This window comes from Adlercreutzia sp. CNCM I-6216 (assembly GCF_977113345.1).
Map to the genome: position 1 here is coordinate 209,339 of NZ_CDSBIE010000001.1, position 16,340 is coordinate 225,678.

Here is a 16,340-nt window from a genome sequence, read left to right on the forward strand (position 1 = left end):
GCCGCAGATTATCTGCCGTCTGTGCCACGGTTTCGTGTCAGCCCCTTGACGCGGCGTCGCGCCGGCGGCGCCTTTGGCTAGAATACCGGGCAGAAGCGGATTCCAGCCGATGCGCTCCAAGGCGAGTTCGGCCCATTCCGCGCTATACGAACATCCATTTAGGAGGATAACATGGCTGAGGTAATCAAGACGGCTGACGAGTTCCAGACGAAGGTGCTCGAGGCGAAGACCCCGGTGCTCGTCGACTTCTTCGCCACCTGGTGCGGCCCGTGCCGCATGGTAGCGCCGGTCATCGACGAGATCGCGACCGAGAAGGCGGGTCAGGTGGCCGTCTACAAGGTGGACATCGATCAGAGTCCGGACTTGGCCTTCAAGTACCAGGTCTCCAGCGTGCCGACCCTCATCGTCTTCGAGAACGGCCAGATCAAAAACGAGCGCCTCGGCGCCCAGCCCAAGCAGAACATCCTCGCGATGCTCTAGCTTCAACCGTGGCAATGTTTAGCGGGAACACGGGGTGTTCTGACCGAGCGAGTTCCGCAGCGAACGAAACAGGACTAAATGTCCTGTTTCGCAGAGCGAGGACTGTCTGAGCGAATCAGAATACCGCGTGGTCCCGCCCGAGGGAGACTCACGACTATGACTGACCAAGTTACCGACAACCGCATGGGCGCGCCGGTGGAGCCCGATGAGGGCCAGGAGGTGTACGACCTCGCCATCATCGGCGCGGGCCCAGCCGGCCTCACGGCGGCGCTGTACGCGGCCCGCGCCGGACTTTCCACCGCGCTATTCGAGCGCCTCTCCCCCGGCGGCCAGTGCGCCCAAACCGAGCACTTGGAGAACTACCCCGGCTACACCCGATCCACCAGCGGCTTCGAGCTATCCATGGACATGTACGATCAGGCCCTCTCCTTCGGGGCGAAGGCCATCATGGAAGACGTCACCTCCGTGGACTTCTCCGCCGAGCCCAACAAGCTCGTCACACCCTTTAACACCTACTTCGCCCGCACGGTCATCGTGGCCACGGGCGCGGTGGCCAGCCAGCTCGGACTGCCCCGCGAGGATGAGCTGCGCGGCCGCGGCGTATCCTATTGCGCCACCTGCGACGGCAACTTCTATCGCGACAAGGACGTGGTGGTCGTGGGCGGCGGCAACACGGCGGCGGCCGACGTCATCTACCTGTCCCGCATCTGCCGCAAGGTGTACCTGGTGCACCGGCGCGACAAGCTGCGGGCCACGGCCATCTACCATGAGCGCCTGCGCGAGCTCGGCAACGTCGAGTTCTGCTGGGACAGCGTTGCCGAGGAGTTCATCACGGGCGAGAACGGGCGCGTGACGGGACTCAAACTGCGCAACGTGAAAACCGACGACGAGCGGGTGCTTGCCACCTCGGCCGTGTTCATCGCCATCGGCATGAGGCCCTACACCGCTTTTTTGGAGGGCGACCTGGAAACCGACGGCGGCGGCTACATCGTCGCCGACGCCATGGGCAGAACCACGATGCCCGGCGTGTTCGCCGCCGGCGACGTGCGCACCAAGGAGCTGCGCCAGGTGGTCACTGCCGTGGCCGACGGCGCCAACTGCGCCCAATCCGCCTCCGAGTTTCTGGAGGCCAAGGAGGCCATTGAGGAGGCTCCCTCGGCCGTATAAAGACGCCCGAGCGCCAAAACCCCATTCATAAAAGAAGCGCGCCCGGATCCCGAAAAGGATCCGGGCGCGCCGCGTTGACCGACCGCGGCACTAGTCCGTCGGGAAGAAGACGTCCATACGGGCGGCTTCTTTCTGCTTGCCAGCGAGCGTTCCCACCACCATGAGGACGCCGGCCACCGCCACGCCGATGACGATCTGGTGCAGATCGGCCACTTTGAAGCCCGCGGCCATGGCGGCGCAATAGGCCAATGTGCCGCCGGCGAGCGAGAGCAGAGCGCCCGTGGCGTTGGCCCGCTTCCAGAACAACCCGCAGACGAGCACGAACAGAAACGCCGTCTCCAGGCCGCCGAAGGCGAACATGTTGATCTTCCAAATGACGTCCGGCGGCACGATGGAGAGCACGAACACGAGCAGGCCCACCGCCAGCGTCACCGCCTGGCTGGAAAGGGCGACGGAGCGCTGGGAGGGCGCGCGTCCGCGGTCATCGCACCAGTGCAGGTAAACGTCCTTGATGATGGCCGAGGACGACGAGATGAGCAGCGACGACACCGTGGAGATGGACGCGGCCACCGGACCTATGATGGCGATGCCCGCCAGCACCGGCGGCAGCGATGCCGTGATGACCGTCGGAATGATGTTGTCCACGCTGCCCCCGTAGGCGCCGAGATCCTCCATGAGAACGCCGGCGGAGAGCACGCCGAGCGACGTGACGCCGATCATCATGGCGCCGATGATAACCGTGCCCCAGATCATGGCGCGGTGCAGCGACTTCACGTCCTTGTAGCCCATGGTGCGCACCACCGATTGAGGCAGCACGAAGGTGAACACGCCCACGAGCAGCCACTGGGTGAAGTACAGAGACGGCGGCATGGCGCCCCCGGCGAAGGGCTCAAGCATCTGAGGCGAGGTCTCCTTGATGGAGGTCATGATGGCCTCGTAGCCGCCCCCGGCGGACAGAATGCCCCCGGCGAGCACCACGATTCCCACGAGCATCATGATGCCGCAGAGGGCATCGGTCACGGCCACGCCGCGGAAGCCGCCGATGGTGGTAAACAGGACGACCGCCACCCCGAACAGCGCCAGACCCACCAGGTAGGAGTACCCGGTCACCGCCTCGAAGAGCTTCGCGCCTCCGACGAACTGGGCCACCATGGTGGCGGCGAAGAACAGCACGATGACGAGCGCCGACACGTTCGCGAGCGCATTGGAACCGTAGCGGGCGCGGACGACGTCCACTACCGTGACCGCGTCCAGCTTGCGGGAGACGAGCGCCATCTTCTTCCCAAAGATACCGTAGAGCAGAACGAGCGCCGTCACCTGCACCACGGCCATGTACACCCAGCCGAAGCCGATCTGCCATGCCTGGCCGGGCCCGCCCACAAAGGAGCTCACCGAGCCATAGGTGGCGATGGTAGTCATGGCCAGTACGAAGCCGCCGAGGGCGCGGTTGCCGATGAAGTAGCGGTTGACGAAGCCGCCCCCGGTCGCATCGGCGCGGCGACGCACGACGATGCTCGCCGCCAGGGCAATGAGGAGGAAGAGGACGAGTGGGATGAGCGATGCGAGGCTAGCCACGGCGGGCCTCCTCCCCTTCGGCACCCATTGCGCCCACGGAGGCCGCCTCGGCGACGGCCTCGGCGTCGTCGTCGAGGCTGAAGTCGGCGAAGACGCAGCGCGCGAGCACCACGGCGCAGACAACGGCTGCGACCCACGGGCCTAAGGTGCCCCCGATGATCCAGATGGGCGTCGAGAACACCTCGATGCCGCAGCCGGCCAGCCCGATACCGCCCACAAGCCACACGGCCACGATGACCGCCAGCGCGACGACGGTCGCCACCGCCTCCCGATTGGCCTGGCGCATCTTGGCGCCATAGGTGGAGAACGTCCTCCTCATGCCCCTCTCCTCTCGTCACCGGCCTTCCGCCCCTTCGGCATCCGGCCCCTTCGATCCCGCACTCGTTCCTTCGGAACGCAAAAGGCTCCGAGGGCAGTGTACCCTCGGAGCCTTCCGTTTGACGCGGTGTTACCTATAGTTTCTGGCTATAGGTCTAGATGGCGGCGTCCCTGATCACGTCAATGAACTTCTGGCGATCCCACTGACCCAAATCGCCCTCGGAGCGCTCGCGCACGCTGACGAGCTTCTCCTCGACCTCCTTGTCGCCCATGACGATCATGTAGGGGATCTTCTGGCTCTGGGCCTTCGCGATCTTCACCTTCATGGGCTCATTCTGATCCATGACCTCCACGCGGCCGCCGACGCTCTTCAGCTCGCCGGCGAACTCGGCCGCCGCCTCCTTGTGGCGGTCGGCGATGGGGATGACGGCCACCTGCACCGGGGCCAGCCACAGCGGCAGGGCGCCGGCGTAGTGCTCGATGAGGATGCCGAGGAAGCGCTCGATGGAGCCGAAGATGGCGCGGTGCAGCATCCAGGGGGTCTCCTCGGTGTTGTCCTCGGTGCGGTAGGTCAGCCCGAAGCGCATGGGCATGTTGAAGTCGATCTGCACCGTGGAGCACTGCCAGGTGCGCCCGATGGCGTCCTTCACCTTGATGTCGATCTTCGGGCCGTAGAAGGCGCCGTCGCCCTCGTTGATGTCGTAGGCGAGGCCCCGGCGCGCGCAGGCCTCCTTCAGCGACTCGGTGGCGTGCTCCCACATGTCGTCGGTGCCGATGGACTTATCCGGGCGCGTGGATATTTCGGCCTCGTAGGTAAAGCCGAAGGTGCCCATGATGTAGTCGACCAGCTCCAGAATGGCGACCACCTCGTCGACCACCTGATCCTTAGTGCAGAAGATGTGGGCGTCGTCCTGGGTGAAGCCGCGGGCGCGGAGCAGGCCGTGAACCACGCCGGACATCTCGTGGCGGTACACGGTGCCGAACTCGAAGTAGCGCAGCGGCAGATCGCGATAGGAGTGCAGCTCGTTCTTGTAGATGATCACGTGCCCTGGGCAGTTCATGGGCTTCACGCCATACTCGGAGTAGCGCGGCTCCTCGTCGGTGCCCTCGTTGATCTGGAAGAAGTACATGTTCTCGTGGTAGAAGCCGTAGTGGCCCGAGGTCTTCCACACGTCCGCGTTGTAGATGTGCGGGGTGATGACCTCCTCGTAGCCGCGCTCGTACAGATCGCGGCGCAGCCACTCCTGCAGCGTGCGGATGACGCGCGCGCCCTTGGGAAGGTACAGCGGCAGGCCCACGCCGGCCATGGGCTCCATCATGTAGATGCCCAGCTCGCGTCCGAGCTTGCGGTGGTCGCGCTTCTCGGCCTCCTCCAGGTTGTGCAGGTACTCCTCCAGCTCCTTCTTGTTGAGGAACGCCGTGCCGTAGATGCGGGTGAGCATCTCGTTGTTCGAGTCGCCTTTCCAGTAGGCGCCGGCCACCTTGGTGAGCTTGTAGGCGCCGAGCTTGCCGGTGTCGGGCACGTGCGGCCCGCGGCACAAATCGGTGAAGTCGCCGAGCTGGTAGATGGAGATGGCCTCGTCCTCGGGCAGCTCGTCTATGAGCTCGAGCTTGAGCGACTGATCGGCGAAGATTTCCCGCGCCTCGTCGCGGGTGACCTCGCGACGGGTGATGGCGGCGGCAGACTTGGCGATCTCGGCCATGCGCGCCTCGATGGCGGCGAAGTCGTCCGGCGAGACAGTCGCGCCCTCGGGCAGCTCGATGTCGTAGTAGAAGCCGTTCTCGATGGCCGGGCCGACGCCGAACTTCACGCCGGGATACAAATCGGTGAGGGCGGCGGCCAGGAGATGGGCCGTGGAATGGCGCATGAGCTCGAGGCCCTCGTCGCTCTTGGCGGTGACGATGGCCACGGAATCGCCGTCGGAGACGACGGCGTCCAAATCGACGGGGGTGTCGTTGACGATGCCGGCCAGCGCCGCGCGGGCGAGCCCCGCGCCGATGGAGGCGGCCACGTCGGCGACGGTGGCGCCCTCTTCCAGCTCCTTGACGGATCCGTCGGGCAGTACGATGTTCATGGAACTCCTTTCCTCGCGCCGGGCGCGCACAGAGCGCCTGCGCGGTTTCCGCCGGGGCGTTGACTACCCCGACTCCGTTTCGAAGCACCGGGATTCCGGTGCTCCCCTATTAAAACAGAGCCGCACGGGGGCGGCTCTGCCTTTAGGCTAACTTGTTGAAAAAGCCTAGCCCTGGCTGGCCGGGCGGCTCTGACGCGCCTGGCCGGAGGGGCGGCGCTGGCGGGTGCCATGCGGCGCCGGGGCGCCCACGGGGGTAGCGCAGTACGGGCACACCGTCCAGGAGGGCTCCAGCGCGTGGTTGCAGCGCATGCAGAGGTTCTTCAGCTGCGTGTGGCAGTTCGGGCACAGGACAAAGTCCGCCTCCACGGGATAGCCGCAGTTGGCGCACTCGCCGTACTTCATGAGCTGGCGCTGCTTGAGCGCGATCTCCAGCTCCTGCTCGTCGCGGTCGAGCTGCAGCAGCGGCGGGCGAAGCAGGCAGTAGGCCACAAGCCCCAGCACCGGCACGAGCGCCACCACGGCCCAGATGTACCAGGCGGTGCCACGCAGATAGGCGTCGCGCACGACCCATACGATGGAAAGCACGTACAAAATGACCAGCAGGACCAAAACGACGGTAAAAGCCGCCTGCATCTCCGGCGTCCACAGCTGGGCAAGAAGCTCGCTCATATCAACCTCTTCTGATTCGAGTGCAATTGATGACGTGTCGACCCATTATAGCAAACTCTCTCGTGCGTTACCCCAGCTCCGCGATTTGTGCATCTAAGCGCGCGAGCTTGTCGGTGAGGTCGGCCAGCTTGGCGCGGTCCTTCTCGACGATCTCGGGGGCCGCTTTTGCCAAGAAGCCGGGGTTCGCGAGCTTCTTCTCGAACTTGGCAGCGTCCTTGGCCACACCGTCGCGCTCCTTCACGAGGCGCGCGCGCTCGGCGGCGAAGTCCACATGCCCCGCCAGCACGATGTACACCTCGAGCCCGCAGCCCAGCACCACAGCGGACTCGGCGGGCTTGGAGGCCTCCACGGCCACGTCGAACTCCTCCACATTGGCGAGCTGGCGCACCAGGTGCTCCTGGGCGATAAGCAGCGCGGCGTCGGCCTCGTCGGCCACCTTCACGGCCACGGGCAGCGCCGTCTTCGGGGAGATGCCGTAACGCGCCCGGGTGGAACGCACCGCGCCCACCACCTCGCACACCATGGCAATGGCCCGCTCGGCGTCCTCGTCCACATAGGCGGCGAGCTCGCCCGCATCGGGCCACGCGGCCACGATGAGCATCGGAGCCGCATCGGCATCCTTGGGCATCTCACCGTAGACCTGCTCGGTCACGAACGGCATGATGGGATGCAGAAGGCGCAGGATCTGCCCCAGCACGAACACGAGGTTGCGCTGGCACACGACGCGGTCGGCCGGATCGGCGTCGGCCCCCAGGCGCGCCTTCGAGAACTCGATGTACCAGTCGCAGAACTCGTTCCACACGAAGCTGTACAGCTCGCGGGTGATCTCGCCGAACTCGAAGTTATCGTAGGCCGCGTCCACCGCAGCGACGATCTTGGCCAGTCGCGAGAAGATCCAGCGGTCGGCCGGCGTGGTGGGCTCGGGCGCGCCGGGCTCATACCCTTCCAGGTTCATGAGCACGAAACGGCTCGCGTTCTTCACCTTGTTCGCGAAGTTGCGGGAGCTTTCCAGCTTCGCCTCGTTGAACTTCAAGTCCTGGGCGCCGGTCACCTGCATGAGCAGGCCGAAGCGCATGCCGTCGGCGCCGTAGTCCTCCATGAGGCGCAGCGGATCGACGCCGTTGCCGCGGCTCTTCGACATGGGCTTGCCGTCGGCGGCCATGACCGTCGGATGGATGATGACGTCGTCGAAGGGGATGGTCTCGTCGCAGCAGTACATGGAGGCCATGACCATGCGCGCCACCCACAGGCCCATGATGTCGCGGGCCGTGGAGAGCACCTGGGTCGGGTAGGCGTCGCGCATCTGCGGGGCGTCCATGCCCTCCTCGGTCCAGCCCATGGTGGCAAAGGGCCACAGCTGGCTGGAGAACCAGGTGTCCAGCACGTCCTCGTCCTGGCGCACCGGCGCGCCGCAGACCGGGCACACCTCGATTTCCTCCACCGAGGCGTCCTCCCAGCCGCAGGTGTCGCAGTAGAACATGGGAATGCGGTGGCCCCACCACAGCTGGCGGGAGATGCACCAGTCCTTCAGGTTGGCGAGCCAGTCCAGGTACACCTGCTTCCAGCGCGCGGGATGGAACTGGATGGAGCCGTCCTCCACCACGCGGGCCGCCGGCTCCTTCAGGGCGTCCACGGCCACGAACCACTGCTCGGACTCCCAGGGCTCCAGCTTGGTATGGCAGCGGTAGCAGGTCATTACGGAATGGTCGTGATCCTCCACGTGATCGAGCAGGCCCAGCTCGTCGAAGGCGGCCACGATGGCCTCGCGGGCCTCGTCGCGGTCCATGCCGGAGAACTTCCCGTAGCCTTCCACGACATGGGCCGTCTCGTCGAAGATGTTGATGCGCTCAAGACCGGCGCGCTCCCCCATGGCCCAGTCGTTGGGGTCATGCGACGGCGTCACCTTCACGCAGCCCGTGCCGAATTCGGTATCCACGTGCCAGTCGGCGAAGATGGGAATCTCGCGGTCCACGAGCGGCAGCTTCACCGTCTTGCCGACGAGGTGCCCGAAGCGCTCGTCCTTGGGATTGACGGCCACGCCGGTGTCGCCCAGCATCGTTTCGGGACGCGTGGTGGCGACGACCAGGTACTCCAGGCCGTCCACCGGCTCGGCGAGCGGGTAGCGCAGGTACCACAGATGCCCCGCCTCGTCCACGTACTCGGCCTCGTCGTCGGCGATGGCCGTGGTGCAGTGCGGGCACCAGTTCACGATGCGCTTGCCGCGGTAGATGATGTCCTCGTGGTACCAGTCGGTGAACAGCTTCCGCACGGCGCGCACGTAGGCCGGCTCGAGCGTGAAGTGCTCGTCGGAGTAGTCGCAGGAGCAGCCCATGCCCTTGATCTGGTTCACGATGGTGGTGCCGTACTCCTCGCGCCACTTGTAGCATTCCTCGATGAACGCCTCGCGGCCGATTTCCAAGCGCGAGATGCCCTGCTCGGCCAGACGCTTGTCCACCTTGGTCTGGGTGGAAATGCCGGCGTGATCGGTGCCGATGATCCAGCGGGTTTTAAAGCCCCGCATGCGGGCGCGGCGGATGCAGGCGTCCTGGATGGTGTCGTTCAGGGCATGCCCCATGTGCAGCACGCCGGTGATGTTCGGCGGCGGGATGACGATGGTGTAGGATTCGTCGGCATGCTCGCCGAAGCCCGGCGTGCGTTGGAAGTAGCCGGCGTCCTTCCACGCCTCGAAGATGGGCCGCTCCATGGCGGCGTAGTCGGTGGACTTCTTCTTGTCCTCGGACATAGGCCCTTGCCCTCGCTTTCCCTGATTGCTCGGTATAAAACAAGGCGGGCGGCACGCACGCGGCCGCCCGCCAGATTGCCTTGGGCGATTATCGCACAGAAGGCCCGCTGCCTTACGCAGAAAGAGCCACCTGAGCGCTTCCGTCGGCGATCTCGACGATCTCGGGGCGCGTCTCACCGGCGATATCGCTCGCGCGCACCGTGACGGAGGTGGCGCCCTTGTGCTCCGGCAAGTCGTACATGACGTCCATGAGCACGCGCTCGCAGATGGAGCGCAGGCCGCGGGCGCCGGTGCCGTGTTCCACCGCCTCATGGGCGATGGCGGAAAGCGCCGCCGGCTCGAAGGTGAGGCGCGAGTCCTCGAACTCGAACATGCGGGTGTACTGCTTGACGAGCGCGTTCTTCGGCTCGACGAGGATGCGGACGAGATCCTCCTCCGACAGCTCGTTCAGCGACGTGATGACCGGGATGCGGCCCACGAACTCGGGGATCATGCCGTACTTGTTCAAGTCCTCCGGCAGCACCTTCTTCAGAAGCTCGGCCTCGGACTCCTTCTTGGAGGCGGGCAGCTCGCTGGCGAAGCCGAGGGACGTGGTGCCCACGCGCTGGGCCACGATGTCGGCCAGGCCCACGAAGGCACCGCCCAGAATGAACAGGATGTTCGTCGTGTCGATGGGGATGAGCTCCTGCTGGGGGTGCTTGCGGCCGCCCTGGGGAGGCACGCTCGCCTCGCAGCCCTCGACGATCTTGAGGAGCGCCTGCTGGACGCCCTCGCCGGACACGTCGCGGGTGATGGAGAGGTTCTCGGCCTTGCGGGCGATCTTGTCGATCTCGTCGATGTAGATGATGCCGATCTCGGCCCGGGGCACCTCGAAGTCGGCGGCGGTGATGAGCTTGAGCAGGATGTTCTCCACGTCCTCGCCCACGTATCCCGCCTCGGTGAGCGTGGTGGCGTCAGCGATGGCGAAGGGCACCTTCAGCGTGCGGGCCAGCGTCTGGGCCAGAAGCGTCTTGCCCGAGCCGGTGGGGCCGATGAGCATGATGTTCGACTTGGCCAGCTCCACGTCGCCCTCCTGGGCGGCGGCGCCCATGGAGATTCGCTTGTAGTGGTTGTAGACGGCCACGGAAAGGGCGCGCTTGGCCTCCTCCTGGCCGACGACGTGCTCGGACAGGCGCGCGTACAGCTCGTGGGGCGTCGGCAAATCTCCCAGCACCTCGGCCGGCGAGGGGGCGTTGTCGACCACGGGACTGGCCTGGCGCTCGACCTGGGCGGCCGGCGGGTTCATCCAGCCCATGCGGCGGGGATCGTCCTCCAGCATCTCCACCTCCTGGGCCATGGCGTAGCCCATGTCCCGCATCATGGCATCGGCGCACACCGAGATGCACTCGTCGCAGATATAGATGCCGTTGGGGCCGGAGATCATGGCGTTGACCTGGTCTCCGGTCTTGCCGCAGAAGGCGCAGAAATAATTGGTGTCAGTGGGGCCGTAATTGTCGTGACGATGGTTCATGGGGTCTTATTCGCTCTTCTTCTCTCCGGGCATGGCGCCGTGATGGTAGATGATCTCGTCGACGAGGCCGTATTCCTTGGCCTCCTCCGCGGTCATGTAGTTGTCGCGCTCGGTATCGAGCTGAATCTTCTCGATGGACTGGCCGGTGTTCTCGGACAGGATCTTGTTCAGGCGCTTGCGCGTCTTCAGCATGAAGTCGGCCACGATGGCGATTTCCGTCTGCTGGCCCTGGGCGCCGCCCAAGGGCTGGTGGATGAGCACCATGGAGTTCGGCAGCACGAAGCGCTTGCCCTTGGTGCCCGAGGAGAGGAGCACCGCGGCCATGGAGGCGCACTCGCCGATGCAGATGGTGGACACGTCGCACTTGATGAAGTTCATGGTGTCCAGAATGCCGAGGCCGGCCGTGACCGAGCCGCCGGGCGAGTTGATGTACAGGGAGATGTCCTTGTCCGGATCGGTGGCCTCCAGGTGCAAAAGCTGCGCCACGACCGAGTTGGCCACGTGGTCGTCGATCTGCTCGCCCAGGAAGATGATGCGGTCGTTGAGCAGGCGGCTGTAGATGTCGTAGCTGCGCTCGCCGCGCGGCGACTGCTCAATGACGTAGGGGATGAGGGCGTTGTTCACGCGTTCGATGCCCATAGATACCTCGCTTTCGTAAATAGGGCCGCTCGCAGCGGCCTCCACATAGTTCAAGATCATATTGCTATACATCCGTTCGCAGCGCAAGACTCCTAGCGAAAATAGCAGAAAGGGCGGTGAGACCCGCCCCTTCGAAAACGTGCTAGCCGGAAAGCTACTCGGCGGCCTCTTCGGCCTTCTCGTCCTTCTTGGCGGCCTTCTTCTCCTCAGCGGCCTTGGCGGCGAAGTCCACCTCGGTCACGCTCGCGTTCTCCATGAGATCCTCGATGGCCTTCTGGCGCAAAAGACCCGTGCGGATGAGGTGCAGACGGCCGGCGTCGCGCCACTCCTGCTCCAGCGCCGCGGGATCCTCCACGCCGGTCTTGGCGAACTCGGCGGCGACGTCCGCATCGGTGATCTCCATGTTGTTGTGGCGAGCCCAGGCCTCGAGCGCGAGCTCTTCCTTCACCTGGTCGGCAGACTGGGCCTTCAGGTCGGCCTTGAACTGATCGGGCGTGATGTTCTGGCTGGCCAGATAGGCGTCGAAGGTCATGCCGGCCTGCTGCAGCTGGCCGAAGAAGTCCTGGAGCAGCGACGTCTCGGCCTGCTCAACCAGGGACTCGGGCACGTCGCCCTCGACGCGGTCGCGCAGCCCGACCATGATGTTGTTCTCCTTGATGCGCGGCATCAGCGAGCTCTTCTGCATATCCAGCGACTCCTTGATGCGCTCGCGCATGTCCTCGACGGACTCGAAGCCCATCTTCTCCTTGGCCCACTCGTCGGTGACCTCGGGCGTGACCTTCTTCTTCACCACGTTGCAGGTGACCTCGAAGGTAACGGGCTTGCCCGCCTGACCGGCCAGAAGCACGGCCGTCTCGTCCTCGGGAATCTCGAGCGTGAACTCTTTGGTCTGGCCCTTCTTCATACCGAGGATCTCCTCGTCGAAGGCCTCGGAGAACATGCCAGTGCCCGGGCCGTACAGACGGGACTCGCTCGTAAGCGCGGCGATCTCGTTGCCGTCGGCGTCGGTGGCCTTCATGGTGAGGTCGGCGTAGTTCTCCGGCTTCATCTTGGTGGCGGCAGAAGCGTCCTCATAGTCGGTGTAGTGCTCGGCCATGGCCTCGACCTGCTCGTCGATCTCGGCATCGGTGGCCTCGGCGAAAGGCATCTCGATGGCCACGGGCTCGTAGCTGGTAAGCTCTACCTCGGGGCGCAGCTCGATGGTGAAGGAGTACTCGTAGGGCTCGCCGGCCTTCACGATCTCGTTGGTCTCCATGACCGGGCCGCCCACCGGGGCGAGCTTGGCCTCGTCGATCGCGGCCGTCCACGTGCCGTTCAGCAGCTCCTCGGTGACGGTGCCGACGACCGCCTCGGCGCCGAGGGCGTTGTCGATAACCGGGCGCGGGGCCTTGCCCTTGCGGAATCCCGGGAAGTTGTACTTGCGAGCGAAGTCCTTGTAGGTTTTCTTGATGCGGCCGTCGATATCAGCGGCGTCCACCGTGACGGTGACCTTGACCTTGTTGCCCTCCAGGGACTCAACCTTAGTTTCCACGAATAGTTCCTCCATCGTTTCCTGACACGTTACGGGCTTATCGCCCGCGCGAACACTTCCTCGGCGATCCGCCACGGGAATCCGCCGCGGAAGCGCACGGTTCGCTATTATGCCACAACCCTCCCACAGTGGCTACACGTCACCGACACCATGACACAAAAAAGAGACGCGGGGCATCCCGCGTCTCCCAGGAGCGTCGATTCGACGTACTCTGGCGATCCCCGCCCGTCCCAAGCAGGGCACCGGGACTCTGCAGACCGCCGCTTAGGCCTCGCTTTTGCCGGAGCGCACGACGTAGCAGATCGTGATGTACCCGGCGACGGCCCCGGCGCAAGCGCACACAAGGCCCTTGAGCAGCATAAGGCCCGTCACGGTAAGCGGCAGCGGCAGAAGCACGCAGGCGAAAGCGCCGACGCCCATCAGCGAGACGGTGGCGGCAACCGTTGCCACGAGCAATGCCGGAGCGTAGCTCGCCGGCACGAGAGACGCCGCGCCGCCGAGATTGGCGACATTCGGCCCGGAGAAAACGCCCTTGCGCAGATCCATGCGGGTGAGCGGCACCACGATGACGAACAGCAGAATGCCGAGCAGAACCCCCGTAAGCGCGAAGTCATGGAAGATGTCGGCCTCGCTGAAGAGGAGCTCGGGCTCGGACAGGTGCATAAGATAGAAAATGACCGCATTAATGATGCCGTTGATGATGCCGTAACCGACGATGCACTTATTCAGCAAGTATGAATTGAACGGCTTAGCGGACCGCGTCGGCGCCGCGGGCGCCGAGCCAGCCATTGACTTTGCCATGAGCATTCCTTTCATCGGGATCTTCGTCTGCTGGCACAACTTGCCGAAGTCGCCCGGCGCGCCTCATTATGGGCATCGCGCTGATGCCATCGGCGAAAACCCGGAATGCCGTTACGGAAGGGTGGGCACGGAGGAACCTTAGGGGCAACCTTGCCATCGGCGAGCCACCGATTCGTTCCCGACCTGTTTCGACAAGCAGCCCCCGCGCCTCGCTCGAAACAAAGCGCGCCCGCCGGGAACGGCCTCTCGCAAGACCGATCTCGACGGGCGCAAGCGCAGATCCAAGCAGATTGCCCTAGAGCGCTGCCTCGGCAGTCTTGGAGGCCATGGCGGCCGCCACCTCGTCGGCCTTCTGCTGGCCGCGCACCACAAAGCTGATGGTGAACCAGCCGGCGACCGCGCCGCCCAAAGCGCACACCAGGCCCTTGAGGAACATCATGCCGGTCACGGTAGCGCCGGCGGCCGGCAATGCCAAGGAAAGAAGGGCGCCGGCACCGGTCATGACCACCGCGGCGAGCGCGCCCACGCCGAGAATGGAGACCGCGTAGGACGAGGAGACGAGCGGAAAGGCACCGCCCGCCGCACCGGGCAGGGAGAAAACGCCCTTGCGCAGATCCATGCGGGTGAGCGGCACGACGCAGGCGAACAGCAGCATGCCGAGGAGAAGGCCGGTGAAGGCGAGGTCGTGCACGATGTCGTGCATGCCGAACATCGCATCGGGAGCACCGGCGTTGATGCCGGCGAAGATGGCCGCGTTGATGATGCCGTTCACCACGCCGTAGCCGATGAGGCACTTGTTCAGCGCGTAGGACTTGAAGGACTTGGGGGCTTTCGGGGTCTTGGAGGTCTTTGCCATGAAGTGATTCCTTTCTTCTTGCCATGCTCGTTCGCAAACCGCGCCCCCTCGCATCTTGTCGGGGTGCCGAGAAGGGCCGCGCGGAAATTGACCGTCGAGCAGTATAGGAACCGGTGTTTCCTTTTCGCACATGAAGCATTTCCGTTGCAACGGAAATGCTTCATGTGCGAAAAGGAAGCAATCTTTCTACAATGAGCGCCGCCGAATAACGAAGGGAGCCGACGAGACTACCCTTTTCGGCGTAGACATCCCATCCAAGATTAAAGGAGGACATAATGGCGAAGAGCAAAGCGACACATCCCGAGGGGGGTGTTGAGAAGTTCCTCGTGCTGCCCATTATCGTGTTGATTCTGGCGCAGATGGGAACGTCGGGCGACAACGGCGCGCTCGGACTGGCCAACCAACAGCTGGTCGACGTGCTCGGTGCGACGACCCCCGACATCCAGCTGGCGAACATGGTGTACTCGCTGATGGCCGGCGCCTTCATGGCAGCGGGCGGCCTGGTGGGCACCATCATCGGCTGGCGCACCAACTTCCGCCTCGGCGCGGCCCTGTGCGCCGCCGGCGAGCTGGTCATGGCGCTGTCGCCGAACATGACGATCTTCATCTGGGGCGGCCGCATCCTTGTCGGCTTCGGCGCCAGCTTCATGATCCCCTCGGTGCTCGGCCTCATTCCGTTCATCTACCATGGCAAGAACCGCGTGCTGGCCTTCGGCTGCATCGGCGCCGCCTCGGGACTGTCGGCCTTCCTGCCGCTGTTCCTGGGCATCGTCATGCAGTTCGGCGGTTTCCGCGTGACCTTCGGCGCCCTGGCCGTGTACTTCGCCCTGGTGCTGCTGCTGTCCTTCAAGCTGCCGGCCATCGAGAAGCCCGCTGAGAAGCTGAAGTTCGACGGGCTGGGCACCGGCATCGCCGCCACGGGCCTGTTCCTGTTCCTCGTCGGCCTCTCCCGCATCTCCGCCTGGGGCCTCATCGAGCCCTTCGCCGAGTGCCCCTTCACCATCTTCGGCATCTCCCCGGCCCTGCCCATGGCCATTCTCGGCCTGATCCTGCTCGTGATCCTGGTGCCCGTGGAGAAGCGCGTCGAGCAGAAGAACGGCATCGCCCTTCTGCCCCAGTCCTTCTTGAAGACCCCGCAGGTGCGCGCCGGCCTCGTGGCAAGCGCCATCACCTTCTTCTTCATGGGCGTTCAGGCTATCCTCCTGTCCCCCTACCTGCAGCTCGTTGCCGGCTGGTCCCCGGTGCTCATGGGCGTCATGGCGCTGGCCGTCGGCATCCCCACCTTCATCTTCTCGCTGGGCATTCCGAAGTTTATGCCCAACGCCAACCCGCGCCGCGTCATCCAGGTCGGCTACATCGTGATGGCCTGCGCCTTCATCCCCATGGCCTTCTCGCTGCACGGCTCTGAGGTCAACGGCCTCATGTGGCTGGGCCTGGCCGTGGCCGGCGCTGGCGCCGGCATCGTCTCCGCCCAGGCCAACAACATCGTGGCCCTGGCCGTCAACGAGCGCGACGCCTCGCAGTCCGGCGGCATCCAGACCACCATGCGCAACGTGGGCCAGGCCATCGGCGTGGCCGCCATCGGCGCGGTGCTCCTGTTCGGCATCACCGCCAACATCGACAACGCCATGGCCGACAGCCCCGTCATCACTCCCGAGATCCGCACCGCCGTGGCCGAGCGCAACATCTCGCTCATGGGCGATGCGCAGTTCGAGCAGACCATCGCCGACATCCCCATGGACGATGCCCAGCGCGCCGAGCTGGTGCAGCTGAACTCCGATGCCCGCATTCAGTCCACCATCACCTCCTACGTGGTCTCCGGCGTGCTAATCCTGCTCGGCCTGTTCACGACCCGCTGGATCACCATCTTCAAGAAGGAAGAGGACGGCAAGGAGGAGACCATCGTGGCCGAGACGGCCGACGAGATGCCCTTCGAGCCGGTAGTCGACCGCGAGATGTAACTCGCGCGTGTTTGA

Annotated in this window: 13 protein-coding genes; 3 read left to right on the plus strand and 10 right to left on the minus strand. The window is 64.9% G+C overall.

Annotation, left to right across the window (positions count from 1 at the left end):
* Window positions 1-171: 171 nt before the first annotated feature.
* Both trxA and trxB read left to right on the plus strand, forming a co-directional pair.
* The gene (gene trxA, locus ACYVRU_RS00925) at window positions 172-480 is read left to right on the plus strand and encodes a thioredoxin (RefSeq protein WP_114540266.1); all 309 of its coding nucleotides are present in this window, start codon (window positions 172-174) and stop codon (window positions 478-480) included.
* Window positions 481-636: 156 nt separating this feature from the next.
* Window positions 637-1,647, plus strand: a complete 1,011-nt coding sequence (trxB, locus tag ACYVRU_RS00930) for a thioredoxin-disulfide reductase (RefSeq protein ID WP_461185608.1) — start codon at window positions 637-639, stop codon at window positions 1,645-1,647.
* Window positions 1,648-1,737: 90 nt separating this feature from the next.
* Here the strand turns inward: trxB and panF are convergent, their stop codons facing one another.
* The 10 genes from panF to ACYVRU_RS00980 all read right to left on the minus strand — a co-directional run bounded on the left by panF (window position 1,738) and on the right by ACYVRU_RS00980 (window position 14,364).
* Complete coding sequence (panF, locus tag ACYVRU_RS00935; protein ID WP_461185609.1) at window positions 1,738-3,222, minus strand: sodium/pantothenate symporter; 1,485 nt, start codon at window positions 3,220-3,222, stop codon at window positions 1,738-1,740.
* Window positions 3,215-3,541, minus strand: a complete 327-nt coding sequence (locus tag ACYVRU_RS00940; protein WP_461185610.1) for a DUF997 family protein — start codon at window positions 3,539-3,541, stop codon at window positions 3,215-3,217. The genes panF and ACYVRU_RS00940 overlap by 8 nt, the downstream gene beginning before the upstream one ends.
* 154 nt (window positions 3,542-3,695) lie before the next feature.
* On the minus strand, window positions 3,696-5,615 hold the full coding sequence (gene thrS / locus ACYVRU_RS00945; RefSeq protein WP_461185611.1) for a threonine--tRNA ligase: 1,920 nt from the start codon (window positions 5,613-5,615) through the stop codon (window positions 3,696-3,698).
* A gap of 165 nt (window positions 5,616-5,780) precedes the next feature.
* Window positions 5,781-6,284 (minus strand): zinc ribbon domain-containing protein, encoded by a 504-nt coding sequence (locus ACYVRU_RS00950; protein WP_117284824.1) that lies wholly within the window; start codon window positions 6,282-6,284, stop codon window positions 5,781-5,783.
* Window positions 6,285-6,351: 67 nt separating this feature from the next.
* Window positions 6,352-9,027 carry a valine--tRNA ligase gene (locus ACYVRU_RS00955; protein WP_461185612.1) on the minus strand — a complete coding sequence of 892 codons (2,676 nt, stop codon included), beginning with the start codon at window positions 9,025-9,027 and terminating at the stop codon, window positions 6,352-6,354.
* Window positions 9,028-9,139: 112 nt separating this feature from the next.
* On the minus strand, window positions 9,140-10,537 hold the full coding sequence (gene clpX / locus ACYVRU_RS00960; RefSeq protein ID WP_022740009.1) for an ATP-dependent Clp protease ATP-binding subunit ClpX: 1,398 nt from the start codon (window positions 10,535-10,537) through the stop codon (window positions 9,140-9,142).
* A gap of 6 nt (window positions 10,538-10,543) precedes the next feature.
* Complete coding sequence (gene clpP / locus ACYVRU_RS00965) at window positions 10,544-11,176, minus strand: ATP-dependent Clp endopeptidase proteolytic subunit ClpP (RefSeq protein ID WP_051353498.1); 633 nt, start codon at window positions 11,174-11,176, stop codon at window positions 10,544-10,546.
* A 154-nt stretch (window positions 11,177-11,330) separates the two neighbouring features.
* Window positions 11,331-12,707 (minus strand): trigger factor, encoded by a 1,377-nt coding sequence (tig, locus tag ACYVRU_RS00970; RefSeq protein ID WP_223901133.1) that lies wholly within the window; start codon window positions 12,705-12,707, stop codon window positions 11,331-11,333.
* A gap of 264 nt (window positions 12,708-12,971) precedes the next feature.
* Window positions 12,972-13,508 carry a hypothetical protein gene (locus tag ACYVRU_RS00975; protein WP_022740012.1) on the minus strand — a complete coding sequence of 179 codons (537 nt, stop codon included), beginning with the start codon at window positions 13,506-13,508 and terminating at the stop codon, window positions 12,972-12,974.
* Window positions 13,509-13,803: 295 nt separating this feature from the next.
* Window positions 13,804-14,364 carry a hypothetical protein gene (locus ACYVRU_RS00980; protein WP_022740013.1) on the minus strand — a complete coding sequence of 187 codons (561 nt, stop codon included), beginning with the start codon at window positions 14,362-14,364 and terminating at the stop codon, window positions 13,804-13,806.
* Between the two features lie 275 nt (window positions 14,365-14,639).
* Here ACYVRU_RS00980 and ACYVRU_RS00985 point away from each other — a divergent pair, with 275 nt between their 5' ends.
* On the plus strand, window positions 14,640-16,325 hold the full coding sequence (locus tag ACYVRU_RS00985) for an MFS transporter (RefSeq protein ID WP_278573211.1): 1,686 nt from the start codon (window positions 14,640-14,642) through the stop codon (window positions 16,323-16,325).
* Window positions 16,326-16,340 lie beyond the last annotated feature (15 nt).